Source organism: Desulfosarcina ovata subsp. ovata, from assembly GCF_009689005.1.
GTDB classification, from domain to species: domain Bacteria; phylum Desulfobacterota; class Desulfobacteria; order Desulfobacterales; family Desulfosarcinaceae; genus Desulfosarcina; species Desulfosarcina ovata.
The window spans coordinates 2125072-2151011 of record NZ_AP021879.1; the positions used below are offsets into that span (position 1 = coordinate 2125072).

General features: G+C 50.5%; 20 protein-coding genes. All 20 read right to left on the reverse strand.

From position 1 onward, the window contains the following. Positions 1-55 precede the first annotated feature (55 nt). The 20 genes from GN112_RS09655 to GN112_RS09750 all read right to left on the reverse strand — a co-directional run bounded on the left by GN112_RS09655 (position 56) and on the right by GN112_RS09750 (position 25928). On the reverse strand, positions 56-1555 hold the full coding sequence (locus GN112_RS09655; RefSeq protein ID WP_155310017.1) for a hypothetical protein: 1500 nt from the start codon (positions 1553-1555) through the stop codon (positions 56-58). Positions 1556-1568: 13 nt separating this feature from the next. Beyond that, positions 1569-1925 (reverse strand): peptidoglycan-binding domain-containing protein, encoded by a 357-nt coding sequence (locus tag GN112_RS33560; RefSeq protein WP_162458862.1) that lies wholly within the window; start codon positions 1923-1925, stop codon positions 1569-1571. Positions 1926-2366: 441 nt separating this feature from the next. Beyond that, a complete protein-coding gene (locus GN112_RS09665) occupies positions 2367-4994 on the reverse strand; it encodes a peptidoglycan DD-metalloendopeptidase family protein (RefSeq protein ID WP_155310019.1) in 2628 nt (875 codons plus the stop codon). Positions 4995-5013: 19 nt separating this feature from the next. Further along, positions 5014-6093, reverse strand: a complete 1080-nt coding sequence (locus tag GN112_RS09670; RefSeq protein ID WP_155310020.1) for a formylglycine-generating enzyme family protein — start codon at positions 6091-6093, stop codon at positions 5014-5016. 122 nt (positions 6094-6215) lie between these two features. Further along, on the reverse strand, positions 6216-6842 hold the full coding sequence (locus GN112_RS09675) for a peptidoglycan-binding domain-containing protein (RefSeq protein WP_155310021.1): 627 nt from the start codon (positions 6840-6842) through the stop codon (positions 6216-6218). 549 nt (positions 6843-7391) lie between these two features. Next, entirely contained in the window at positions 7392-8045 is a 654-nt protein-coding gene (locus GN112_RS09680) for a hypothetical protein (protein WP_155310022.1), read from the reverse strand. Next, on the reverse strand, positions 8045-9583 hold the full coding sequence (locus tag GN112_RS09685; RefSeq protein WP_155310023.1) for a hypothetical protein: 1539 nt from the start codon (positions 9581-9583) through the stop codon (positions 8045-8047). The genes GN112_RS09680 and GN112_RS09685 overlap by 1 nt, the downstream gene beginning before the upstream one ends. After that, entirely contained in the window at positions 9580-10884 is a 1305-nt protein-coding gene (locus GN112_RS09690) for a peptidoglycan-binding protein (RefSeq protein ID WP_155310024.1), read from the reverse strand. Before GN112_RS09690 ends, GN112_RS09685 begins: the two co-directional genes overlap by 4 nt. Positions 10885-10904: 20 nt before the next feature. After that, a complete protein-coding gene (locus tag GN112_RS09695; RefSeq protein ID WP_155310025.1) occupies positions 10905-11555 on the reverse strand; it encodes a PGRP and LysM peptidoglycan-binding domain-containing protein in 651 nt (216 codons plus the stop codon). Between the two features lie 361 nt (positions 11556-11916). Beyond that, on the reverse strand, positions 11917-12522 hold the full coding sequence (locus GN112_RS09700; protein ID WP_155310026.1) for a hypothetical protein: 606 nt from the start codon (positions 12520-12522) through the stop codon (positions 11917-11919). Next, entirely contained in the window at positions 12519-14996 is a 2478-nt protein-coding gene (locus tag GN112_RS09705) for an OmpA family protein (RefSeq protein ID WP_155310027.1), read from the reverse strand. The genes GN112_RS09700 and GN112_RS09705 overlap by 4 nt, the downstream gene beginning before the upstream one ends. 104 nt (positions 14997-15100) lie before the next feature. Then, complete coding sequence (locus GN112_RS09710) at positions 15101-15727, reverse strand: peptidoglycan-binding protein (RefSeq protein WP_155310028.1); 627 nt, start codon at positions 15725-15727, stop codon at positions 15101-15103. Between the two features lie 400 nt (positions 15728-16127). Further along, the gene (locus GN112_RS09715) at positions 16128-16907 is read right to left on the reverse strand and encodes a DUF6931 family protein (protein ID WP_155310029.1); all 780 of its coding nucleotides are present in this window, start codon (positions 16905-16907) and stop codon (positions 16128-16130) included. A gap of 98 nt (positions 16908-17005) precedes the next feature. Beyond that, the gene (locus GN112_RS09720) at positions 17006-17305 is read right to left on the reverse strand and encodes a PAAR domain-containing protein (RefSeq protein ID WP_155310030.1); all 300 of its coding nucleotides are present in this window, start codon (positions 17303-17305) and stop codon (positions 17006-17008) included. A 144-nt stretch (positions 17306-17449) separates the two neighbouring features. Continuing rightward, on the reverse strand, positions 17450-17848 hold the full coding sequence (locus GN112_RS09725) for a hypothetical protein (RefSeq protein ID WP_155310031.1): 399 nt from the start codon (positions 17846-17848) through the stop codon (positions 17450-17452). A gap of 169 nt (positions 17849-18017) precedes the next feature. Further along, positions 18018-20021, reverse strand: coding sequence for a type VI secretion system Vgr family protein (locus GN112_RS09730; protein ID WP_155310032.1), 2004 nt, complete (start codon positions 20019-20021; stop codon positions 18018-18020). A gap of 325 nt (positions 20022-20346) precedes the next feature. Further along, positions 20347-21918 (reverse strand): type VI secretion system contractile sheath domain-containing protein, encoded by a 1572-nt coding sequence (locus tag GN112_RS09735; RefSeq protein WP_155310033.1) that lies wholly within the window; start codon positions 21916-21918, stop codon positions 20347-20349. A 376-nt stretch (positions 21919-22294) separates the two neighbouring features. Next, the gene (locus tag GN112_RS09740) at positions 22295-23512 is read right to left on the reverse strand and encodes a hypothetical protein (RefSeq protein WP_155310034.1); all 1218 of its coding nucleotides are present in this window, start codon (positions 23510-23512) and stop codon (positions 22295-22297) included. A 164-nt stretch (positions 23513-23676) separates the two neighbouring features. Next, positions 23677-24822, reverse strand: a complete 1146-nt coding sequence (locus GN112_RS09745; protein WP_155310035.1) for a hypothetical protein — start codon at positions 24820-24822, stop codon at positions 23677-23679. A gap of 47 nt (positions 24823-24869) precedes the next feature. Beyond that, the gene (locus tag GN112_RS09750) at positions 24870-25928 is read right to left on the reverse strand and encodes a hypothetical protein (protein ID WP_155310036.1); all 1059 of its coding nucleotides are present in this window, start codon (positions 25926-25928) and stop codon (positions 24870-24872) included. Between the last annotated feature and the right edge of the window lie 12 nt (positions 25929-25940).

A 25940-nucleotide genomic window follows, 5' to 3' on the forward strand; every position in this document is an offset into this window, starting at 1 on the left:
TCGTCAACGCGAATGTCCTCGGCCCGCTGATCTTGAGCCGCTTTCTCTGCCTCCTCTATGAGTTTCCGGTACGAGCCCAGGTAAAGGTTCTCTGCTCGACGCTGAGCGTCGATATTGATGCCTTCAAGGGGCTGTCTCTACCACTAATCAAATTTCGATGTACTAAACGATAGGAGACACCCCTGGTTTTGATGTCGAGATTCTCCAAATATCGTCTCAGGTAGACTTCCTCCCGGTCAATATTTTTCTTATAGGCGTCAAGTGGAGGAGTGGCTTTCTTATAGTTTTCGATCGGAGCTGGTTCTCGAGAAACCTCTTTCGCTGGCGGTGGTGGTGACTTCCCCGCCGCTAGCATGGCAGGCAGCACGCTGGTGAATGCTTTCAGTGTGAGTTTATATGATCTACGCGTTACGGTGAATTTGCTCTTAGCGTCAACTGTTGACGGCTGCAAGTTGCTCCACTCACCCATGGGCGCTTCTGGAGGTTCCATTGGGAATATGTACTGCCGGACAAGCCTTTCCTCATCGTTGCACAGGTTCATTGCAAAAACGCGGCCTGGTTCCGTCTCCAGAATGCGGTCAACGACGAGTGCCCAGTGAGCAAGCGCCTCTGCAAGCGGTCCCTCTCCGGCTTCTTGGGCCGATGCCTCGACGGCACGATGCCAGTAAGAACGCACCCATAAGCGCAAATAGTCGTGCGCCCGCTCTGCACTCTCGCGTAATTCCTTCTCCCGCTTTTCATACTGCCCGATCCAAACCGCAGGTTCAGCCCCGCCTCGAAACTCACCGCCGAATCTCAACCAGTTATCCGCAATACCTGGTGCGTCACCTGCGTCAATAACCGCCTTAAGTATCATGGCTATGAAAAGCTTCGCTTGGCGATCGTCATCAACTACCCAATGCTGATAGAGCTCGAGGAAAGGTACAAAATAGTCCTGATGCGCGGCAATCGCCCAAGAAAAAGGATCAGGTACACCGACCACATCGCAAGACACTTTGTCGTGTGTTTCGTGGATCCCAGTGGTGCCTGGGTAACTCACACAAACCGCAGCAATCCTCGCGTGGTCAACAACAATTTTCAATCCTTTTGTCGTGAGGCGAAACGGGCTGATGAAAAAGTAATAGTCGACCGGTTCAGCTATCCCTGGGTCCAGAGGAAAGTAAGGAGTCTGGAATTTTTTCGCCTGATGTTTGGGATTGCCGGGGTCGCCATACAACCAATTGCCCTCTTCGTCGACATAGACCTCTGCAATCGGTTTTGGCTTGCCACTCTTCGATTCGAGCACATATAGCCATTTGTCCTTCGGCTCTTCAAGCTTTCTGTCTCCTGGAAATGTGAGTTCCTTCACGTGTACGTAAAGCCAGTTGTCCGTCGTGCATTGTCCTTCCTGATGAGCATCAAGGCAAACATCTAAGAAAATGGGATTGAGCGGTGATTCAGCTATTCTAGCTTGCTTCTGGTACGCCTCCCATACCTCATGAGGCGTCACCTGCCGCGATACCTGTTCCCACGCTGGATCCACAAACGGTCTGATTGGTTCTTTAGATATGGACATAGAAGTTCAACTCTCAAGCACCGTGGAGACGTTTTAGTGCACTGACGGTATTTCGGTCTGCTTCTCCGCTGACCTTAAGGTTGTTCTGTATCTGAAAACTGCAAAGAGCTTTCCGGGTAGTCTCTTCGAATTCCCCCGTTATAGGACAATGGTAGCCAAGATTCCTGAGCCGCTGCTGTATTCCGCGCAACAACTCCACCGGATCGAGATAACCCAAGCGCAAAATAAACTCTTCGGTATCATTTTCTGGCCCTACACGCATCTGAGCCTGGGAATAGCCGGGAGGAATACTTACGTTAACGTGGCCATCGTTGTCCGTCTTGCCCTGGTATTCCTCGATGCCAAGTTTGAGAGTCCAAGGCACGTTCACACGCGGCTGCCCATGACGCAGAATCCTTAGATGGATCCGGAGCGGTACATTTTTGCGTCGAAACCGGTGTATTGCTTCGGTACTGGCCGTTTCCTGATGGGGTACCAAATCTGGGATAAAGACTCGGTCTCCAGAAAATAGGACGTTCGGATTCTTACGGAGGCGCCTCAGCTTGGCGTTCTTGGAATGCTGCCAAATGCGGTCGATAGTCAGCCCCTTTACGACGGATAGATCCCAAATGCTCTCGCCTACACGGATCCTATGCCAATGCCCAGTAGCCATTATTTTTCGTTTCCAAAAAAAGGTTTACGGCTATGATCAGGCTGTGCAGCTACTCAGCTGCTGCCAATTGCTTTCGGGCGATCGTCAGCAAGTTGGCCGCAACCACCGACGAAAGCACGTAGCTTCAGAATTTGTTTAGCTTGCCCCCCGTCCTTCCGTCTACCCACTCTCCGGTGGTATGCACTGCTGATTCACATCTTCAGGAACCGTGTTTTCGGTAAACTCTTCAAACGGATCAGGTTCACAAACACAGGCATCAGCATCATCTTCCGTGTCCGTCGTAGGCAATGCACTTGGTGCTGTCGCCCTTGGAAATAATCCAAGGTAATAATCCAGAAAAGCGATCGGATTGTAATGCCAAACTAAGGGTGACTCGGGCAATCCGACATCATTGACCTGTGGCCACCACATATAATGCGCCAAGCGCTCTCTCAGACCGGTTGTGTTGAATCCAAGATCATCTATAGCCGTAACCGCATTATCCAGGTTCAAGCCCCATTCGCTACAAAAACGACACATGGTTTGCCTTAGCGCTATGCGATCGGGACTACTGTAAAAGGCACGAACCTCGGTGGTAGTGAGAAGCCCGTCTTCTCGGAGGGCATTCTCACCACCAGCCTCGGGCTGGGACTCTTCCAAGCCATTTGAAGATGTTGTTGCTCCAGACGATACGCTTTCGACCCGATTGATAAGGCTGGGTACATCGATAGTAAGATCGTCGTCGGTATCGTCATCAATCCGATCCCAGCCGGTGATCAACGGTTCAACCGAAAAAATTTCCCAATGCAATAAATGCCGAAATTCCGTTGTAGGAATGGCTATGGTGCGTGCCGTGCCGACTTTCCATATCACCTCTCCGGCTGTTACCCGACAGTCGATGTCTGTGAACACATTAGCTGGAACGTCAGGATTATCGCGTTGCTGAAGTTGCTCTACAAACTCCTGGCATATGCCTTCAGCCTCCGAAACTCTGGTCAGCTGTGACCGGGTCATGCAAAGGCGTTGGTTCGTGCTGGTAGCACGCCGGCTAGGATTAATTATACCATCAACAGGATGGGTATCATAGTATGGGACATGTGCTTCCTGAAAAGCACGGATGGCGTTCTCCAAAGTTGAACTCCACTGACCGTCCGCTGGACCTGTATAAGGTTCTGTTTCATTTCTGGTAAGTCTAATAAGGCGCTGCTGCACCCAAAGCAGATCTTCTCTCAGATTCGCTTCTCCAGGCCCGACGTTACCGCTCAGATGACGATTTCGCTGGGCAGGCGGATCATCCTCCTCATCCGCTTGCAATTGATCATCGTCCTCCGTTTCTACGCGAACGCGCCCCAACCATGGAATATCATTTACCAGATGATCTTCAAGAGCCAGGGGGGCAAGATGCATAAAAAGGGTAAATACCACATTAGGCGGGAGGGACTCACGCTGAGCCGAGGTGTCCCCATCGCCTGTACGCTCAGAAACCTCTCTCGCATGAGCCTCCAAGCGGCGCCAAGTTCGGCCGCCAATCGTTATAATGCCATCAGGCTCAAAACGCTCATTCGGGGAAAGCTCCTCCTGAATGTCCGTCTGAAAATTGACGATAGCCGTAACTAAACCGTCATCCACAGTGTTGCCATCGGATAATAAAGCTCCATCAGCTTGATAGTAAGGTTGTCCTGCGGTATTTGTACACTGGTGAAGCAACCGTTTAACCTCAGCTACCTGCTCGGGAGGATTTGTTGCTGTAGGCAGCCGGCGTCGAGTTCCCACATAACGCCCAACGGATTCCGTTCGACGGCGCTCCCCAGTTGATGTTTGCCCGCGCATACGCGTATAGATGCCTTGGGGAATATCGTGGCGTATCAAAATAAAATTAGTACTTCCATAAAATTGCACCGCCTGTGCCGGGCTTGGATCTAAACGCACAGCAACAATGGTTCCCTGGAATGGTGAGCGGATAGGGGTATTTTCATTACCTTCCAAATGGACCCCTCCATGCCATAAGTTATTTGCTCCAAGGGGGAAAAAACCGCTGGGATTACTCGATTCCGTGGCGTTGTAGAGATCAGCCACTGTTGAGGCATTTACCTCGTGGCCGGTTTCGTCACTGGCACCCGAAACCACCGGAAAATAAAACTTTTTGGGTCCCCAATCAGCAAGGCTTTCAAGGTGAAGCAAGGGGTCTTCGCGATAATAGTCCGGCCCTGTATCATCAAGAGTGCGTTCCCGCCCTCTTCCCTTAGGGTACGTTGAGGTAGAAACCTCAAAATGCAAATGGGGACCACATTCATATGTTGGATCACTCGAAAGGAACATGGTGCCGCCCACCCGGGCGATCACCACCCGCTCATCAAGATGATGACCGACTTGGACAAGGTCTTCAATAGAGTCACAATGTGCATACAGATAATAAAATCCGTTATCCCCCTCAATAACAAGACACTTTCCATAACCTGCAAAGCCACGGTTCTCCTCAATATTCCGCACGACATTACGAACGGTTCCCCCGTAAACATTGACAATTTCAGAAACCCCCCTTCTACCTCCGATATCTATGCCCTGGTGATAATGCCAAGTGCCTGTGCTTCTGATTTTACGGGGATATAGAAATGATGCCCGACGACATTGTCCGGTTCCATAGCCTTGGTTTTGGCAGCGATAGTCGCGGCTCTGATTTCTGAAACGGGCCTCCCATTCTCTTTGGAATTCTTCTCTATGTTGACGGCAAGCCTGCCCTTGGCATCCTAAGGGCGTAGGAGGCTGTCCTGCTCCAGGACCTTGGACCGGGTTGCGATAAATGGTCATTGCTTCAAACCCTTGCTCATTATTGAAACGGGGTAGCGGGATGATCTATCGGAACAGTGCGCACACAACGAAAACCGTTTTCGCCAAAACGCAGATCGGCCGGCTGCCATCCCCGAAATGCTGGATGGACATGCCAAGCATAGCTTAACCAAGAACCGCCACGGTAGACCCGGTACCTCCCGAATTTCGGCCCTGCAGGATCGGTAATCGGCTCCACCATATATTCCCCGTACCAATCGCTGCACCATTCCCAGACATTGCCAAGCATATCGTATAATCCCAAAGAATTAGGCATTTTTGCGGCCACGGGATGTGTGCCACACTTGAACGCTTCATATTGCCGACCAAACCAACTGCTGCAGTCGTGGGCACCCTCATAGGAAACACCGCAGTTGCCCCCATACCACGAGCCAGGATCAAGTGAGGGTGCATTGCGCGGCCCCTGAATGTTATTATCTACTGTTACAGTGTTGTAATCCCCTCCCCGGCAAGCATATTCCCATTCAGCCTCTGTTGGGAGCCTGTAACCTTTGCAATCATAAGGCATTGGATATCCCTTACTGGGTTGACAATGGACCTTTCCTTTCGACTCCCAGCAGTCATAACAAAATTCCAGCCCTTCTTCCTGCGACAGGGCATTGCAATACTCGGCAGCCTCGTCCCAGCTTACTTGATCTACCGGACACCTCGGACCACATTTAACAAAGCGTGCAGGATTGAAACCCATCAATTCTGCAAACTGCTCCTGAGTCACCTCTGTCGGCTGCATCCAGAATGCATTTGTCAGCCTCACTTGATGTTTTGGATTATCCTGTCTTTCGCCGTCCTCATCCATACTCTGAGACTTCATCCTTGCACCCATCATAAAAGTACTGGGCAATACTAAAATCCATCCGGCAGGTGGTGCCGATGTACTTTTTAGTACTCCTAAATTCGCAGTGCAGCCCATTTCTGAGGTACCCACCAAACACAGCACTGTCACCATAACCAACCAGCTATGAAAATATACTTTATTTTTTGTACAGCCGCTTTGGGTGGGTCGAATTTTCGTTGATACAATTTCAAGCACTGAGTAAAATAGATGCATTGCTATTCCCATGCGCTCCAGATTTTATGTCTATCGGTTTGGATTTGATTTTAAAATGTCTTATCCACAAGAAATATCTTGATTTCCAATCCCCAAAATATCCAAATCGGTCACATTGCTTCTGAAACAAAGGACTAGCACCCGTGAATCGACGATAGCCGTTTAACAGTATCACTATCCAGTTCACGGCTCTCATTCAACCCCTGTGCACGCTGGAATTGTCCTATTACTTCTCGCAAGACAGGCGTGATGGCATCTACACGTCCTTCGACATAATAATTGAGGTTACGGAGGCGCTCGGCTGCTCCTGATGCTGTATCGGTTGGATCCAATTCTCCCAGCGCCAGCTGGATAGTCCAGTTACGTTCCACGAAATTTAATGTCGCATTTCGAAATCCGGCAGGTATTCTTTCTTTTAACTCTCCCTCTACGCTAGTCCTGCCGGAAATTAGGGTACCTCCCAGCGTTAAATGGTATGGTTCATCAGAAAGAGGGCGTCCCTTTATAGCAATCCTTAATCGTAAAAAAGTAATATTATCATTTAACTGGAATCGATGTCTCTGATCGGTATTTCCTATAATTGATTTGGTATTACGCTGGGGAACATAGAGCTTGTCTCCGGGAAGAAGGATATTGGGGTTTTTTCTAAGCTGGCGAAGCTGACTATTATGTGGGTGCTCCCAGATTTTCCGCCAAGGTATTCGATTAAACGCTGCAATCGAACTAATACATTCTCCCTGCCTGATTACACAGAAAGGCATAGCGACTCCACAGACCCTTAAAGTTTGAAGGGAACCTCTCTTACATCGACTTCTTATCCAATCGGGTATGACAATAGCCGTTCTGCTTTAGGCTATGCTCCAGGCTACGAGTATTCAAGAGGGCACTCAGGTTGAAATTACCTTGTAGACCCTCTCAATTCCATAAGCTTGGATTTGACATCGAAATGCATTATATATAATATAAGTAAATTGATTTTATAACGATTGTCACTAATGTTCGTAGTTTCTTTATTCAATACCCAATCTAACTTTGCTTAAGAAAATCTTCACCATGCACGAAAACGAGAGCCAGAATACATCATCACACCAAAGCTTGGAAGAAAATGGTGATAATATCTTCCCTGCTGATAGTATTAGTAGCGACACTCTAAACCCACACGCAGTGGCACGAACTCGAAAAGAAGAGACCTTCTATAATAGTATTGATTTGGTGCCTCCATTTTTCTTTTCATGCTGATTCAATATATAACACCATTAGTATACCTATAAAACCGAGTGGAAACAGCACAACGAATAGGATTGAATAGCTTAAAACGCCTCGTTCAACCAACGGAAAAACGCACAATGGCGGCTATCAATATTTTCAGATATAATTTGGTTTTCGTGCTGCCAGCTCTGATAGCTATCGCGAATCGACCGTTTTGCCGCTTCGGTGAGTTTTCCGGTGCTTATCGCATCGAGCAGGGCCTCAATTCCTTTGCGCCGGATATCCGCATCCACATGGGAACGCACGCGTGGCTGAAGTCGATCCAGTGACTGCGCCCTGGCGCGCTTTGTGTCGTACACGTTCGGTCCGTCCTCAGCCATCTCAAACACCACTTCCACGGATGGGGTACTCACCGTGTAGGTGACGCGACCGGTGGGCGCCGGCTGGCTTCCATAGCCGTAGATAGTCAGTTTGGCCGTAGTGCCGGGTGGCCACATGTCGGGCAAAGGTGGGGTGTAGCGCAACATGTCCGCATGCGGCACAAGGGTAGCGGCCTGATCGCGGGCCAAACGTTCGATCCGGACGGCGTTGATTTCTATTGCCATGTGGGTATCCTCACCTGAAAGGTCATCCGCAATTGTCGTGCAGCTGGGGACCATAAAAAAAACGAAGACAGCGGCAAAGAGGCTCAATCGCCACCGTTGGGATGCTGACGAAGCATCGATGGCATCCTTAAAAAGCGCGTTGCGTTTCATTAAACATTCCTGACGCTCGCCACAGCTGTGCGTGACAGTGCTGGTGTTGCCGGAAAAACATCGCCGTACCAAAGGAAATCAGTATCCTTGTGCCTTGATCGCCGCCGGGCACTATTCAGTGAGGCCAGAAGCGCACGTGCCGTCTGGGCGATTTGGCTGGGGTCGAGATACGGGTCGCAGACATAGCCATCGGTGCCAGCGCCGGCATCGGTAAGGGCATCGCGAAGATTCCAGACATCGATGGCATCTCCCACTGACCCGCTACTGTTCCTCGAGCTGCGAATTGTGGTCTCGATGATCTCGCGTGGTCTTAAGCCACCGACCACAAAGGCGTGGTCAATGTTCGCATTGCCGCTCTTGACGATGGAACCGAGCAGCGCAGACATCCCGCCCCCATGCAGCGCGCAGAGAATCGCAAAACTGACGGCTGCATGCTCTCCGCAATGACCGCAACCAACCTGCAGAATGAAGGCGGCATGATCATTCAGATTATAAGTATGCATGTCATCCAGCTTGCGGATCACCCGAACGGGAGAAGCCCGCCAGCGGGACTGGTGGATCGAGCCGAAAATGTTCGACATTTGATACTGGTAGGCCTCCGTCGTACGGTCCTCGCGGCGCTGGCCCCAGTGATTGGCGGTAATGAGCAACTGGTCGATTCCATTGCGGACCTCGCGAACCACCTCTAGCTGCCCGCCACCACGGGTATGCCGGGTCCTTCCCTGCCCTACGATATGATTCATCAGGTGGCGTCCTCGGGTGAGGTCTGCATAGTTCAAAAAGTATTGCCAGAGATTTCGTTCCCATGTTTCCAGGCACACCTCAATGGTCGGGACCCTTGCCGGCGGGGGCGAGGCATCCCAGGCATTCGCCCGATAGCGCCCGTATTTATTAACCTTCGAATAGTCACTTGCAACCAGATACTCCGTCACGTTGTTGGCATCCGCGGTCGCAAGATTCTCTTTAACCTTGAGGTAGATGTAAAGCTTGACACCAGGTGGTCCCGATCCTCCTGAAGGAACGATGTCGAACCCACTGAGCATGGCCGGGATGTCTCTGAGTTGCTGTTCTTCTCTCGCATATCGGTAGCGACCGCCACTGCGTCGACGAAAAGCCCCCAAAACGGCAGCCTGATCGCTGGGATTGGCAAGATTATTTTCATTGGTCACCGTCTGGCGCATCTCGTGCAGAATGTGACGGAAAAAAGAGTGATACCAGATCTTCATCGTTACCGTCACGCTGAGGGTGCCACTGTCCTGGGCGTCCAGGATCTCATTCAGGACGCTGGCATTTACAGGTGGGTTGCGGTAGGTATTGAGTGAAGCACTGAAATACCGATTCCTGCGTGATGCCCGACGTGTCAGGTGATGGACATGCGAACCGGTGTTGAAGACGATATCCCACTCGAACAAACACTCATTTTCGATTTCGTAGACGTAATCATCATCAGCACTGGCGTGAGCCCCTGGCACCTTATTGCCTTTGAAAGAGAGCCAAACAGCCGGGCTGATGTTTCCGCTATAGGCAATATGGGTCATGTTGTCCGGCTCCGCTGTGCCTGCCGCCCACCGCCGTAGCCGGGATAATGTTCATCAAAGTATTCGAGAAAGCGCCACGGATCGTCGTCTGGGCCTGGATCTGCGGTTTCCGGGTGCCAGGTATCATACTCCTCGTCGTCGGGTGCATTGTGTTGATCGCTCAGGTCTTCCTCAATGATACGGATTTCGAACGTCGGCGTGTAGCTATCGTCCGGCGGTTGGCCATCCCACCACTCTGGTCGTAAAATCCGGAAAGTTTGCGCACCAGAACCATAAATCCCGCTTGCCTCGGGGCCATCATGCCCCGAACGGATCGTACCGCCGGAAAGATGGTCTGTGATATCCGGAGGCTGGCTTGTCGAAAAGAACAACAGCTCGACCCGGCGATTCTCAGCACTTCGAAAATTGTCCCGATGCGCATCCTCAATCGGCATCCGTTCTCCGCAACCGATGGTTTTGTGATCGGGATCGATGAAGCGCAGGGACTGCCGAAACGCATCAAGTGAATCCACGCTGCTGTCGAGCAGGCGTGCGAGCTCATCCATATACAGATCGAAAAAGGCACCCAGGGTTTCCCGGCCAACGGCACCGTCGACCGCGATAGAACGGTCAAAGGCTTCATTGTAGCGGTTCTGAAAGGCGCTTATCGCCTGACGGGTTTGTTCTCCGAGGATGTTGTCCACGGGTCCGGGGTCACAATCCCACCCACGTACCTGGGCGTAATGGCTGAGGATGCGCTGGTAATCCGCGACCTTGGAATGTTGCCGACAAATGGTGACCCACCGCTCCCGATCGCCTTCGAGCAGGGCCAGCACGTTGGCTGCACGGGCATCGGAAAGGGGAAAGTTGATCGCGTCGTCGCCACTCGTGTCGGTATGGCCGGCAATCAATAGCGCGTAATCCGGGTTTTGCTCCAGGAATCGGTAGGCCACCGCAATCAGAACCATGGCGCTGCGTTGCCACGGATCCGCCGGATCTTCAGGTTCCTCCATTTCACCGCTGCGAAAGCGCTGATAGGCCTTCGGTTGATGCCGATCGATATGTGCCATGGTCGTAGGGTCTTCCCAACGATAGGCTTGGGAGCTGTCATCACCTGGCTCGGAGGGCAAGCAGGGCAGCGTCAGCGCTGAGTTTAAGTGGTAGCTGAAGTCCTCAAACTCTAAAATGACTGCCGGTGCAAGCGTATCGAGCGTATTGAAAGTTTCACTGTCACGGTGATGCCGCATCACGGGTGCCCGCATGACGTCTTCGCCAATCGGTGCTGCAATTTGGTAGGTGGCGTGAGTTTGCAGTTGTGCCATGTCGCTTCCAGATGGGAAATCTATCCGCCAAATTGGGAGATCAAAGCATCATGCGTGGCATCGTCCAATTCGCCGGTGATTTCCAGGTTGTTATTTTTTTGGAACATTTTTAACGTATTGCAAGTTCGCGGACCCAGGTTACCGTCGATGGGACCGACATTGTAGCCCAGATTCCATAAGCGGCCCTGAGCACCGCTGATGGTATCGGCTGGATCGAGATCGCCGATTGCCAAGGAAACTTTTCTCTCCAGATCATCGGTTCGCAGTACGAATTCGCCGGAGCGCGCCGAAGGTGGTAAGGTCACCTCTAAACGCCCATCACTATCGGTTTGTCCATTGATCGTCTGCCCCTCGATAGTAAGCGTGTAGGCCGTATTGGCGCAAGGTTCTCCTAAATCGAGCAGCCGCAAGCGCAATCGCACCGGTATATCGTGTTTTCGAAAACGGTGCCGCTGCTCGGTGCCACCAGTTTCACTTTTTAAATCGACTGGTCGCACCACCACACTGTCGCCAGGCAACAGCGCATTGGGATTCTGTCGACGCTGGCGCAGATCAGCGTTGTTGTCATCGTACCAGATGGTCTTCCAAGGCAGGCCGGCCTCGGCTGCGATGGACGAGATACACTCGCCCGCCTGCACGCGATGGACATGGTTATCGGACTGGCTTTGCATTGCTATTTTTTCCCGCTTAAACACGCTGAACAAAGGGAAGGAAAGAGAAGTCGTTTATTCTTCTCACTTTCGTTCTCGACTTAAAATATGGACAATACCGGTCGTCGTTAGCCCAAATTACCATCCCGTTTCCACAAACGACAGCCCGATCTGATCTACACAAACCCCGGCACCGTTTCGGCCAATGGCATCCGCCTGCATTCGACTCAGGGGTATCAACCTCTAGTGGTCTATGAAAAAGAGCTATATCGAGATGCCGCTTTATCCAGTTTCCGTTTTTACTTAACCGCTACAATGCACCGTTGTATCGCCCATGCATGTGGCCGGCATCCGCCAATTATTCAACTGTCAACCATTATGCCTATTTAGCATTATTTATTAGCTTTTCCAGAAACTTCATCTTGTTCCATTCATTTGGCAGCGCAGTCTCTTCTTTATTCCAAAGGGGTTTGTACGCATTAAAGAATGCAGCAAGGAGAATTTTGTGGTCAGGTGTGGAAATTCGATGCGCTAAATCGGGATGGTTTTCAAACGGAAAACCAAGCTTCGCTACACGAGGTTCCCATCTAAACCCCACATTAGGCAGATCCTGTAGTGTGATCTCTATACCATCAGCTTCTATCGTAACCATAGGATCGTAAATAACCACAGGCTTGTAATTTTCTGCAAAGGCTGCAATGGCCAAACGGGCATTGTTGCGCCATTTTATTGTCAATGTTTCCCCATACGATTGTTTGATATTTCCATCAGGTCCTGTATATCCATAGGCAAAATCAAAGACGCCTGATTTATGGGTATAAGCTTCAGCATAAAAAACCGCACCTTGTATAGGGCTACCGTTAGAATTTTTGATTACCGCATTTAAAGTTTTGCTATTTTGGTAGTTGATGGTTTCAAAGCCGTTACAATTTCCAAGTGCTATCGCTAGCAATGATACCAGAGCAATAGTAAATATCGATATTTTCACAATGCTGAATCTCCTGAAAACATTGAGTCTTTTGGATAAATAGGAATGAAAGTGCATTCATCAACGGAGGTGATCAGGTCAACGATATCCCCTCCGGCTGATTTCCATTTGTTCCAGTGCGCGGTTTGAGAATCGACATCGTTGCCAACTGGCGCGAATTCGTAGTTTACACCAGGAGTGCGCTGTGCACGAATGACTTCTGCATCTCCACCAGAGTTATTGAAAAAGAAACGATTACCATCGTAACCAACAATGGTTTTCCAATGCAGGCTCCACACATTATATTCTTCCTCGACTAGTACCATAACGGGTACACCTGCTTGTATCCAAAGTTTTAGAAGTTTTATGGCGCGAGGGCGACTAAGCTCCTCTGCATCATTATCGCGTGCATTCATTTTGAATTTATGGGCCGCGTTAACGATATCAGCGGGCGTTCGTGCTCCATTGATAGTATCATCGACGTTGCCGGGTTTTGCGTATAATGCTCCGTCCTTACGGGAAGGATTGTTTGTATACGGCATCCAATAGTTCATAACGAATGAAAAGCTGTATGCTCCGCAATTATTGGTTAGCCCCTGGCTTTGATAGCAAATGTCACCTGGCAGCAAACATCTAACGGGTGGTGCCGGAAGCGTATCAATTGCCGAATCAGGTTGATCAGAAGACGGCAGTGCTAAAAGTAAGTCGACGAGTGCTTGGTTGTAGAGATGGTGCCCGGGAAAATCGTGGTTCTTACCAGACGGTGCGATTTCGTTGTAGGATCCCACATGTAAGTCACCATAAGGGCCATAGTGAATAAGGTGCAATTTAGCTTTATCAGATGGTAAAGCCGATAATGTTCCAGCCCACATCGCATTACCTCCAGGATTTCCCAAATGCACTAGTTCACTTGAATCAGGAATGTTTCCTAACCATTGCTCCTGCCGCTCTTTCTCGCGATAGCTGCCATATGGAAAAAAGCCGAACCCTCCTTTTTTCAACGGAAGTAGTTTACCTATTTTATAATTATCTTTCCATTCCGACATGGTTACAGCATCCGGCCGTACACCATCAACGCGTGGACCTCGAACAATGGCCCAGTCGTTTTGATCCCATATATTTAGCTCCAATTTTCCATCTGGACCTCTTGGAGCAGATAATGGGCCAAGGAGAGGGAGGCCGGATTTATCCTTTTTAAACCATTTCCCTTGATCCAAGCTAAGCAGATCTCCTCTATGGCTAAAATAAAAATAGGCCTCACGATCACATTCCATGACCAAAATTTCATTGTTTCCGGGATCATGGAGTTTTCCTTCTTCGATGGTGTAACGCTGTACCCGATCCAATTGATCCGAGCCGGGTACAAAGTGGGCAACATAAGCCCATAATGAGTGCATTCTTACATAATTAGACGCCCCAGGCTGTTCAATTGTGAATAATGTTGGAAGACACTCCATGGCCACAATTTCGCCTCGTTCGCATGGTGACTGGCTTGCCAATCGGTCATAGAATCTACACGCGAATGTGTCATGACTGGTCTCATATTCCCTGCGGTCTTTTTGGAGACTTCTACGTTTTTGGTGGTCTGACCAAAATCTTTTTTGGCAATCTCCTATGCCATCTTTTGCACGAGGGCAAGGCCAATGTTCAACAGCGATTTTTACGCCCGGTTGAAACAAATATATTAATACTCTACGATTCGACGCGTTTTCCCGGTTTCGTTCAGACTTGTCACTATCTTGTTGGTAACGCTGATTTTCTGATATTGAAAACAACAAACGGGGATTAAATTCACTACAACCCTGGTAGTCCGCTTTGCCGTGGGGATCGCTACCTTGGCCAAGAAAGTCTTTTTTATCTAACATAAATGGTTTTTTGTTATATTCATCCCTGCAGATATGATCCATATAAAGCTTAAATAGTTTTTGGCGGGTTGATGAACAGGGATTTCCACTTTCCATAAGACCATGGTCTTTCTGGAATTTTTTTAGTATTTCACGTCCATGATCATCTAGTTTATTACCTTCGGGGATGGGACCATACATAAGGGTGTTTAATATGGTAATAATCGAGCGATCTTGCCAGTTATCAGATCCCTCAGGATTAGAATACAATTGTTCCCACATATTGATATCACGGATCAATACCGCATAAACCGTTTGTGCTCGGCGGCCACTAAGCTTTTTGTTATAGCTATCATTCCCAACTGGATCGGCATGGCCAAAAACAGTAAGCGGCGCATCCGGGTGGGCATTTACGAGAACTGCTAGGTTAGACAGCTCATCTTTTGCGTCCGGTAAAAGGAACGACGAATCAAACGCAAAACGTAAATTGTCCAGCCTCCAGCAAGCTCTAGGCACAAGAGAAGCTTTTATTGTGTTAAATTCTCCACTTAAAGACGGTGCAATTTTAACTTCACAAAGCCTGAGGGTTGGATGAGTAGCACTAATGCCCCCGCCGGAAGTAGTGTAATATTCAGGTGATTTATCGACCATTTTGGGAACAGTTCTTTCAATAGGACCTTAAAGTAAGGTAAAGTTTTTCGCTATGATTATTGCATTTAAAAATAAAATGGCTCTTTTAAACATTATTACATTCTTTAACATCCATAGATTTTAACTATTTTAGCTTGTGTTTTTGGTCCGCATATACCATCTACAAACAAATTATTATCGCATTGAAATTCTTCAACTGCAGATAAAAAGCTTTGATCAGATTCTTTATCGTTATTATCAGGATAATAACCCAAATTAATGAGTCGCTCTTTTTGACCACTGACTTCTGTAATTGGGTCGAGGCTGCCAATTAACAAATCATACTGGGTATCGAAAATCGCCAGAGTTCCCTTTGTTATCTTGTGCGAAATAGGTTGAATTATTTTTCCTTCAATATCAGTAATGTGTGAAAATTTTTTTTCCTCTATCGTTATCGAACATTCAGTATTAGAAATGGGAGCATTGTCTTCATTTTTAATAACAATATTAATTGACAGAGGCACCTTTTTAACTATGAATCGATGCCGTTGCTCGGTTGTAATGTCAATAGTGTTTGTTATATATTCGGGTAAATAAATTTGGTCGCCTGGAAAAAGAATATTTGGATTTTTTCTTGATTTTTTTAACTCTGTATTATTAGAATCTTCCCAAATTTTTTTATAGTTTAGAAAATGATAACTTGTCGCAATACCCACAAGATGTTCACCTTGTTTAACGATATGTTTAGGCATAATAGTTTCTTTTCAAGCATTCCTTTGAGCTTACCATGCATTGGTTCTTCATGCCTTCAGGGCTTTCCCGAGGGAAAAACCGGCCTTGATCATCGTTTCGGCCACATATGTCGTCGCGCTCCCACGCTGAAGCGTGGGAGCGCCGTGCTAATTCCTGCTGGAATAGGGTTTCCCACGCTTCAGCGTAGGAACCAGGGTTCCTTTTGGTGCTTTCCAAATTGTTGCCTGGCCGAAACGATGATCAAGGCCGAAAAACCTATTTCTAACCGGATCGAAAATAGAACCTTTCCGCGTCTACCCCTAAAAATGGATACGCAATGACAGAGTTCCCGTCCGGTTTGCGCAAAGGGCAACCCGGAGCTATCACGATTACTCGGTTCATGTCTTAGACGAGGTTAATTTACACAAACCCCGGCACCGTTTCGGCCAGCTTCATACCCGCATCGAGAAACGGTTTCAACAGTTTGTCAGACTGGGCCTGCTCCTTGGCCGGGATTTCAGGCGGCGCCTGCGATTCCATCAAATCTTGGCCTTCGTCCAGTGACGATTCGGCCGTAGCGACCAACTCGTCAACGGGCATGGAGGCTTCCTCCGGCATCAGGCCAATAGCCTCGGGAAGCTCCGCAATATCGGGCGCTTCCGGAACATCAGGGATTTCAGGGGATTCGGGTGTTGCGGGCAGTTCAGGGGCATTCTGGGAGCTTATCTTGGTCGCCGCCAAGAGCACGGCGCTGGCCACGAAATGACCGGTCAGATCATCGCCGGATGTGGGGACCTCAGCTCCTTCGGGAAGTGCAATGCCGTCGCTGAAGGCGGTGGCATTGGCCACACAGCTAACCGGGGAATCGGTGGGCAGTTCAGCGGCGACAGTGCTGACTACCGTTTTTCTGGCCCGATCGGGCCGGGCAACCCATTGGTCCACGGCTTCGAGCGTTTCCTGCTCCGCCGGTGTCAGGCCGGCCTGTTCACCGGCCGTCCGAGCACTCTGGGCCGCCCATTCCACTGCCTTCTCCTTGGGCAGGCTGCGCGCCATGGCCTGAACCGCATCGACGCTCAGCTTCTCCTGTCGCAGGGCGGTGATAAATTCGGAAGCCTTGGCATGCTGGGCCGCAAGGGCTTTGGCTTCCGGTGAACAGGGAAACTGTTCACACAATGCGACCAGATCGATATCAGTGGCCATTTTGCCTCACGGTGCCCGCAATTGGGCGGTTTTCATCGTGCCCAGGACCTTCTCCGGGCCGAGTAGCGATCATCGATGTCCACCTGTCCGGCTGATGTCTACCCGCCGATCAACACGGTCAGGCATCCGAGGGCGATACTCCCTCCATGCGCCGTCGCATCGCCCATGCGCGCGGCCGGCATCCCGCCGATCATCACAGTGGCCGATCCCATGGCGATGGTATCGGGCGGACCAACGCAGGTTGCCATATCACCGACGCGGGCGGCGGCCATGCCGCCAATCAATACGGTTGGACAGCCAATGGAGATCGGGCCACCGACATGCGGAACGGGAGGCACCCCCGGTGTAACCATCGGGCAGGTGTGCATGTCTCCGAGTCGTGCAGCTGGTTTTCCCATAGTTTTCGCTCCTGGCCGATTGCCATTTTCGCGGTCAAGGACCGCTCCTACAAATGCTCACGATGTCATCATTTCTTGATCTTTATCTGTACGAGCTGGCCATGCCTGCGACAACGGGTTCACATATTGTTCCTGCCGGCCCTGTTAAGCAGGCTCCCAGGCTTCCTTGTCCAAATCTGGAAACGTGATCTGACAGGTACCCGGATCGATCCCATCGACGCGGGCAAACCCCTTTTCGTCCAAGGTCCCGGTTGCCACCGAACCGTCCGGCAAGGTGATCTTGTATTTTTCACCGGGTACCGGCTGATCCTCCTCGTCCACCAGTTCGATTTCGATCCAGCTATTTTTTTCCTCTTCCTCATCGTCGCTGGCATTGGGATTGTGGGGCGTTTCCTCCGGGGCCCCGTATTTGCCTTCCTGGTCTTCAATCTGCTGGGCCTTCAGCTCGGAGACTTCACCGGGATCGGCCACATCGGCCGCCTCGGGCACTTCTGGGGCAGCCGGTTCCACCGCGCTACCGGCCTTGCCGCTTTTTGGATTCATCGGTCTACCATCCTTGTGTTAGGATCGGGAATTTTATTAATTGAACAAAATTGCTTGTTCTTGCGCCCCTCTTCCGCGTTGCATCAACGGCCACATACTCCCGGTATGCAACCCTTGATGCGCCTTGAAGACGAACACAATTACGTCCAATTAATTTCATCCCCGATCCTTAGTTGATCTTGACCATCCCCCCCTTGATGGTGACCATTGCGCTGCCGCTGACTTCCGCCATCTTCCCATCGATCACCACCTGCGTACCGCTGATTTTGATTCCCGTGTTGTCCATGGCGATATAAGATCCGCCGACCTTGATGGTAACATTGGTCATGCCTTCGATGACAAGATTATCGCCCTTGACATAGTAGTCATTGGTTACCTGTTCCGAGTGATTGGCCTTGAAGACCTCGATCATATCGCCCTTGACCGTCAGGGAACAGCTGCCATCGACCCCTTTGGCCTCCTTGCCTTTTACCTTGAGGTGGCGATCTTTGCCGATCTCTTCGAAGTGGTCGGCACCGACTTTCTCATGGCGGTTGTTTTCCACCTCTTCCTTCTGGTATCGTTTAACAATCAGGTGCCGATCCCTGCCGATCCACTCGAAGCAATCGTTTTTTACCCTTATATCCTGATTCTTTTCGGCATGCACAAAAAGCTGTTCTTCGCCCTTTTTGTCCTCAAACCGTATTTCGTTGAACCCCCCGCCATCCGGAGAGGAATTTGACTTGAACGTCGATTTGGTCTTCTCATCGGGTAGCGAGTAAGGCGGCATGTTGTGTTCGTGATAAACGCACCCGGTGATGATCGGCCGATCGGGGTCGCCTTCGAGGAACTCGACGATCACCTCCTGGCCAACCCTTGGGATAAACATCCCCCCCCATCCAGCTCCCGAAATCATCTGGGCAACACGCATCCAACAGGAACTATTTTCGTTATTTTCACCTTCACGATCCCAATGGAACTGGACCTTCACCCGGCCGTACTTGTCCGTGTAAATTTCTTCGGATTCAGGCCCCACCACCATGGCCGTCTGGACCCCGTGAATCTTCGGTCGAAAGCTGCGGCAGCGTGGCCTGAAAGACGTCTCAAAGGGGATGCAGGAAAAGGTGTTCGTGTAATGGTCTACCTGGGGGGTACCGAATACTTCCCATCCTTGGCTGGCCTCATGCGTAACCGAAACCAGCAGATATTCTTTATCATTTAGCTCATCGCGGCCATAATTTTCCAGTTTAAAGTGGTATCCGCTTCGAAACCCGATGCACTCACTCTTGCCCTTTAGGGTGGTTATCTCCACCTCCTCCGCTTCCATGCGGATCCGCCCGTAGCGTTCTCCGTCTTTATTGTTCCCGTATTTACCGGGATAATCATAAACTTCCCGCTGCATTCGGGTATCGTTACCCGATTGTGTCGTATCGGTTTCCATGATCAGCGGCGTGGTGGGGGTTTCAAAATTGTAGTCGGTATGAGTGTATCGGGTGGGAATGATTTTACACGCGCAGGTCAATTGGCGGATGAAGTAATCTTCTTCAGCTTCAACGGCTTTGGATTCAAATCGGGCGCTCTCCTGCCCTGGACACGGTTTCAGTTTGTTGGATGAATCGGTCAACACCATGGTATGCTGGCCATCTTCGTGACGAAAATAGTAGGAGATCCCCTCTTCTTCCATCAGCCTGGAAACAAAATTGAGATCGGTTTCATTGTACTGAACACAATAGGTCCGTTTTTCATATTCTTTGTCGAGGGCCCATTCATATTGACTTTCGACCCGCTCCTCAAATACCAGGTCGATAATTTCCTTAACGTTTTTATCCTGAAAGATTCGGTTGTTCGTCATCTTGCTGAGCAACCACGACCAGGGTACGATCGTCGCATGATAGACCGTGTGTTGACCTATCCCCTTTTCCGTCTCATCTTCACGGTGTCCCTGTTCGAACTCGGCGACAATGCCGTTGATATATCTGATTTCCTCATTGTGCATGTGCATGGATACCGTGATGTGACCGCCGACCATATCCGAAAAAGATAGATTCGCCTCCTGGCTGAAAAAATCCAAATCATAACGAAAACCGTCGGAAAGCGTCTCGGTCCCACGTATTCTGATGAGGGCTAATGAATCAGGCGCCAAGGGCGTCTTGATGGTCAAAAAGCGATTGCTCTGATCGATAGGTGAGGTCATGAACGCCTCTTATTCATCGGTTTGCAGCCGCCTTGGGTATCAACCCGTTGGCAGCCGATGGATGTTGTGTCCTTCTAATTCCGTTCCACGAATTCCGGAGGTGGTAACGGCGGGTGAGTCATGCAACGGTAAGTTGGCCTTAAGATTATCGGATCGTTTCATCAACAATCGCTTTTATCTTCAGATCACATTGCGAATTTTATCAATCGAAGTTTTGCATGTCAACCCAAGACAAGATTCATTTACTAAAAAACATCGGGTAGTTAGATTGTCTCCTGTTGTGATCGGCAGAAACTCTCCAGATCCTGTTTACATGGGCTTTAACCTAGCTCCATCGGCCGGAAAGAGCTTTCCCGGAACGTTCAATGGATTGCATCCGAGCCAATGCCGCCCGGTCCTGATCTTTGAACGAAACCAATGGCATCACCCCGGCAGCAATCATTTCTGAAAGCGCTTTGTCCGTTAAAAGCACCTCACAACAGGGTTTGGTGAGGCGTTCATCACCGCGCTGAAACAGATGCAGCGGGAGTCCGTCGACCAAGGTTTCCAGCCGTCGCATAAGTTCCCAGCCCGACCGGCTGAAGGCGCGCCCCAGGATAAGGACGACGGCAAATGCCGGGTTGGCCCACAGGTAGTGGTTGTGAGGCGGGTCGCCGGGCATCTCTTCAAAATCGAAAACATCCACCGGATCGGTATCCTCACCGTAGGGAAGCCTCACCAGGAATCGTGGCATGGCCAGGCCGGCCCAGGCGGTCTCGGGCAGGCTGCGCACCACCTGCCACGCGTTTTCGTCTTCGGATGGCGGTCGCGTTGTCCAGTCATCGGGGTCCGGGGATTCGGCGATATTCGAACAACCGATGACCGACCCGCCAGCCGCTGCGACAAACGGCGCATTCAACATCTGCCCCATGGCCCCTGCGCGGGCAAGGACCACAGCGTCGGATTTCGTCTTCTCGAAAGTGTACAGGCCGGCAATCAGTGACCAAGGCACCTGCCCGCTACTCTCCTGGCCGGCAGCGGACAGCTTTCTGACGATCGTGCAGTCCGCCAGATCCTCGCAGGCGGTCAGGCTGGCCGAAAGTTCCGCCCGGGTCAGATCGAGCAGATAAACCTGGAGATTCTCTCCGGTATCCAGCCGCCGAATAATAAACCGAAGCGCCCGCCAGTTCGCTTCGATGGCCTGAAAGTCATGATGATGCAGGATTGAATTCATGACGCCGGCAATGGAGCGGTCGACGCTGCCAACCAACGCATCCTGCTCCTTTTCGATGTCCGGCACCAGGTAAGGGCCCACCAGATCGTCCAGGAAGCGGTCCCAGTCGGTTGCAGGATGGGCGGTCCCTGAATCACCTGGCGTGCCGGAACCCGCCTCCAAAATTTGATCAAGCAGGTCGGATGAGGAAGTGACGCCCGGGACCGTTTGCTGCCCCGGGGCGTTGCCGGTGGAAGCGGCCGGTTCCCCATGGGGCGCAGCCGGTGGTTTTCCGGAAAACCTTGCCGCGGTTTCGGCAAAGGCATCCGGATCCAAAAGTTTCCGGCGGGTCTCCTTGAGGGTTTTGAAAAGCGGGGAACGGTAATAGATCTGCTCGGGATGGAAATCCTCCAGTTCGCTGAAATCGAGTTCCACCAACGGCGATGACGGACCAGCCGAGGGGATGCGCACGGAAACCCCTATCTTCTCCATGACCGCGTCGTCACAATCCCGGTCGACCGCATACAACCGGCGATTTTCGATGTCCGAGCCATCGGTTTCCAGTCCCCGGTTGGCTCGTCCGCTGAAATCGCCCATGATGAGAATTTTAAACGGCAGACTCGATGATGGCTTCGCCTGGACCGAATTTTTTGGATTGGCGGACATGGAAACGCCGATACTGTCGAAGGTGATGGGGTCGGCCATAGTTTCTCCTCTGTCTGCGAGAAAAATCGCCAGACGGATGATCGGTTGTCTGTGTCAAAACTTAAGGGCTGGGCACATTGGGAAATCAGAGCGGGGGCGGTTCCGCAACTATGTAAGTCCATCAAGGCAAATTCATGTCTCGCCAAATGAAATCCCACCACAACACCGTCAGGTTGGCTCATTGATAGTATAAAACGACTGGAAAACGCCACCTAAACGGGTGAAGGTGGTAAAACTAACGGACGATGATGCCGTACTGGAACCAAGCCCAGTCCCCGATGAAAAAAACTGATCTTTACTGTTCACATTTTAAATGTCGGGCAATAGGGTTTGTATTGGGTTGCTCCACTGTTCAGTGTGGCATTTACTAAAAATCTTAGCGGATTGTAAGCCCAGAATCTATTGCAAACTGTTTAATATATTCTTTCGAAGGATAAGGCGGAACATTAGTGAATCGTTGCAACAAACTTTGATCAGCCTTGAATGCGTACAGCCATTTATGCCATTCACTTTGTTCAGCCACATAACACCCCTCCAATTTTTTGGCATTATAGTAGCATAAAATTAAATTTGCCATTCCCCTTCGATCATAAGCCTGCAGGATACGTTTAATGGCTTCCGCACCTCCGCGTGTTGCAGGATTCGACTGGTAGTTTTTAGGGAACAGGGTACCGTAGCAGCCTACGCTGTAATCGATATAGTTATTGAGCGTAAGTGGCGTGGCGATTTCAATCAACGAATGATGCCCGCCAGCTCCGATAGTACCCAAAGGTAGTAGAAAGAAAATCTTGTCATCGATGACATGGGAAAAACGCTGGAGAATAAAAATATTGTCTGTTGTGGTGCCGGAGATCGTTGCGCCGCGCATTAAACCAAATACCTGATCCATCTTACCGGTTAGGTCGTTATCCAAGATTACCCAGTTCATTATCCCGGAAGTTTCACCTGATGTCGCCACATCTCGGGCAGGCGTAATTTTCATTACCCCGGTCTTTTTCTTAACGTCGTTACCTTCCCGGGATGAAAATGTTTTGAGGACCCAATTGCCTCCAAAGATTTCGGAATAACCGATGAGTTCATCATGATCCAACGCAAAGGGGGCGGCCCTTCTACGTCCTTTTTGCGAATTTTGGCTGCCTTGATTCGTTTTTAGATCCTGGCCTCTTCCTTTAATCTGATGTTTTTTCCAGGTTCCAATGTTCGTAGTATCCTTCTGCGGCGCTATTCTTTGTGCATTGACGTCTTTGCCCAAGTAACCCTCCTCAACAATTTCACCATAAACGCGTATCCAATCGCCGCATTCGAATGCACTCCACGTTCTTGCAAAAGAGAGGAGTCCATAGTTATAGGGTCTCCAGTTTTTTAAACCCCGCATGCAAGCATAAAAAGACCACTTTTTAGGAAAGTCCGCCAGAAAAGATCTGTTCGCGCCTAGACGATTATCCACTTCAAGAATGGACTTGCGGCAAACCTGCCTCAACGTCGGCAAGAAATCCGTAGAAAATACCTCGTACACATCCCACACCAAGCTTATTTCTAAACCCTGCTTCTGTGTGATAAGTTTTTGCGCTTCTAATCTGTTGCAATCAAACATTCTTATACTCCTCTCGATGACTATTTTTTAAAGGAAGAGGAATTAAAAGGGTCTTCTTTTTTAAGTCACATTTTGGGCTTTTAAATGATATCAAGTGAATTTTTCATGCATTTTGCCGGCAAGGCTTTCAAGTGGTAACCAAAAGGGGGCAAGTCTGCTCTTAACTAGCGGATCACTCTTCTGTTTCTCAAATCGACGACCACTGGAATCTCCCTTCGCGGAGTACGTCCTTCGATCGATGGGATGATCGGCCCACCTGGTTTACCCACAAGATCTGGGCTCAATCTTCCGGCCGCCTGCATTTTTTTAATGCGTTCAAACCGTTCCGTCGTAAGTTCGATGAACATGCCATCATAGTAGTTGCCAGTGCTGGGACCGTATCCGTAAAGGTTGGCGCCATCGATGCGCCGGACGACCTCCCCTTCCCGGTCGACTTTTGACGTGTATGCGAAATCATCCCCGCCGGTTGAAGAATAACGGCTGTGACCGCCCAGGATGCTATGCTTTCCACCGTAATTGTCCGATACGCCGAAAATCAGTTGACGCAATCCCCGCTTTCGATGCAATAGATTCAGCAGTGCACCGCCGATCCCACCCTGTTTTCTTCCCGATCGGTCAAACGGCGCGGATTGTTCGGCACCGATCAACAGCGCTTTGGGTGAGAATTGAGGCGTGTCCCCCGTGTATGCAATGTAAAGATGCCCATGGCCTCCACTTTGGTGATCGATCTCCCGACCTGAAATAATGTTGCGATTGCCACACCCCCCCAATGCGATATTGACGCCAAAGTGTTTTACATTGCGGTTATGTTTCAGCTCTTCAACCTTTTTTGTGGCCACATTGCCGATCGTTACGGGCTGAGGCAGCCGTCCGATGCCGTGGGTTGCCGCCATTCTGCGCCGTGGTTCTTCATCGCCCCACAACCAGTCCCAGAATTCACCGTCGTCACTCTCGGGCAGCTGAATCAGTACGCGGGCAGTATGGGAAATGGTCGAACAAATAGGAATCCGTTGGGTGCAGAAGGACTCCCATTCCGTTCCTCTATTGACCATCAACCCACCCCAATAGAGGACCCCAAAGACACGCAGCAAAAACTCTCCTTTCCAGGGTTCCCCGCAATCTGTTATGGCGCCGTACCAAAGAGCCACGTCTCTTTTAAACTGGATGTCAGGGCCATGCCCCGATAGAAACCACCGTGTGCGTTCTTGCAGGCTTTGTGGGGTGTTCTCCCAGACTTTGTTGTTGAAGGCGTAACGCTGCAGCGCTTTCAATTCCGAGTAGGCTTCCGCTCCGTTGATTGCTCCCGGCATGGTTTCTTCTCTCCTGTGCGTTGTTGTTCTCCGGCGGTTTCGCCAAATCAGTCGTGATACCCCATGGCTCTCCGGCGCTCGGCCAACGCCCTGTGCAGGTCCGAAGGCGGCGCCTGGTTGATCCGCGGAACAGGTCGTGTTTTATAGCTAAGCTGATCGGGGTTCATCAACCCATCCGACAGCAGCCAGTCAAGATTTCCCGATCGGTCGATGAGGTCGCAAATCAATCCGTTGTAAGTGTCCATGGGGCCGCACTTCAGCTTGCTCCATTTATGGCCCCCGCAGGCAGAAAGTTTCTGGGATCCGCCCAGTCCGTGGCCCTGCTTGGTATGCGGATTCGTGCCGGCACCGTGTTGGGCGTTTTCGCAGCCCACCAGCATCCCGCCGGGCCGATTGTTGGTAGGGGGCATGTAATTGATATATACGTGGCCATTTAATCCATCCGCCTTGATAGGAACATAGGTGAATTCCTTGTCATCGCTGGAGCGGCTGAAAGGGTTGCGATTGCCTTCGCCACCCAGGGCGACATTGAAGGCATAGTGGCGTCCCTGAACATGCCCTTTGAGGGACTGCCAGACGCCATGTTTTTCATCCAGGTAGCGGCGGTGCCCCTTGATCAGCGCCTCCGGCCGGCGTTTGTGGCTCAGGCCGTGGGTGGCATATCCCCTGGATTGGATGCTGCCTTCCTCCTGCAGCCAGGTCCACAACCGGTCGCCTCCCGCTGGGATACTCGGAATCTGAACCATCACGCGCTGGCCGTGGGACAAAAGGGAGGCGACGTTGCCAAATGGGTTGTCGATCCAGTCGTTCCAGCCTTCGCTGGTCTTGTAGATAACGCCTGCGTGATAAAAAATGTGAAATAATTTTATCAGGGTAATGCTGTGTGGTCCGGTGATTATGGCGCCGTACCACATGGCGGAATCCAATTCGAATTGCTGATCGAACTGTCGAGCGTCAGTCCCGCGCAATCTCCTCTCAGGCCTCAACCCCAACTGCTGTGGGGTCGTGTGGAGATTGAGGGTTCCGGCTGTCTTGGCCTGCCTCAATTTACGGACATTCCATGTCGGATTGATGATCATCAATTCATAGAGTTGACTTGCATGCATAGCTGCTCCTCA

Bases quoted from the DNA above. Each gene is read 5' to 3' on its own strand.
- GN112_RS09655 (WP_155310017.1), bottom strand. From the start codon at position 1,555: ATGTCCATATCTAAAGAACCAATCAGACCGTTTGTGGATCCAGCGTGG.
- GN112_RS09665 (WP_155310019.1), bottom strand. From the start codon at position 4,994: ATGACCATTTATCGCAACCCGGTCCAAGGTCCTGGAGCAGGACAGCCT.
- GN112_RS09670 (WP_155310020.1), bottom strand. From the start codon at position 6,093: ATGGGAATAGCAATGCATCTATTTTACTCAGTGCTTGAAATTGTATCA.
- GN112_RS09675 (WP_155310021.1), bottom strand. From the start codon at position 6,842: ATGCCTTTCTGTGTAATCAGGCAGGGAGAATGTATTAGTTCGATTGCA.
- GN112_RS09680 (WP_155310022.1), bottom strand. From the start codon at position 8,045: ATGAAACGCAACGCGCTTTTTAAGGATGCCATCGATGCTTCGTCAGCA.
- GN112_RS09685 (WP_155310023.1), bottom strand. From the start codon at position 9,583: ATGACCCATATTGCCTATAGCGGAAACATCAGCCCGGCTGTTTGGCTC.
- GN112_RS09690 (WP_155310024.1), bottom strand. From the start codon at position 10,884: ATGGCACAACTGCAAACTCACGCCACCTACCAAATTGCAGCACCGATT.
- GN112_RS09695 (WP_155310025.1), bottom strand. From the start codon at position 11,555: ATGCAAAGCCAGTCCGATAACCATGTCCATCGCGTGCAGGCGGGCGAG.
- GN112_RS09705 (WP_155310027.1), bottom strand. From the start codon at position 14,996: ATGGTCGATAAATCACCTGAATATTACACTACTTCCGGCGGGGGCATT.
- GN112_RS09710 (WP_155310028.1), bottom strand. From the start codon at position 15,727: ATGCCTAAACATATCGTTAAACAAGGTGAACATCTTGTGGGTATTGCG.
- GN112_RS09715 (WP_155310029.1), bottom strand. From the start codon at position 16,907: ATGGCCACTGATATCGATCTGGTCGCATTGTGTGAACAGTTTCCCTGT.
- GN112_RS09720 (WP_155310030.1), bottom strand. From the start codon at position 17,305: ATGGGAAAACCAGCTGCACGACTCGGAGACATGCACACCTGCCCGATG.
- GN112_RS09725 (WP_155310031.1), bottom strand. From the start codon at position 17,848: ATGAATCCAAAAAGCGGCAAGGCCGGTAGCGCGGTGGAACCGGCTGCC.
- GN112_RS09730 (WP_155310032.1), bottom strand. From the start codon at position 20,021: ATGACCTCACCTATCGATCAGAGCAATCGCTTTTTGACCATCAAGACG.
- GN112_RS09735 (WP_155310033.1), bottom strand. From the start codon at position 21,918: ATGGCCGACCCCATCACCTTCGACAGTATCGGCGTTTCCATGTCCGCC.
- GN112_RS09740 (WP_155310034.1), bottom strand. From the start codon at position 23,512: ATGTTTGATTGCAACAGATTAGAAGCGCAAAAACTTATCACACAGAAG.
- GN112_RS09745 (WP_155310035.1), bottom strand. From the start codon at position 24,822: ATGCCGGGAGCAATCAACGGAGCGGAAGCCTACTCGGAATTGAAAGCG.
- GN112_RS09750 (WP_155310036.1), bottom strand. From the start codon at position 25,928: ATGCATGCAAGTCAACTCTATGAATTGATGATCATCAATCCGACATGG.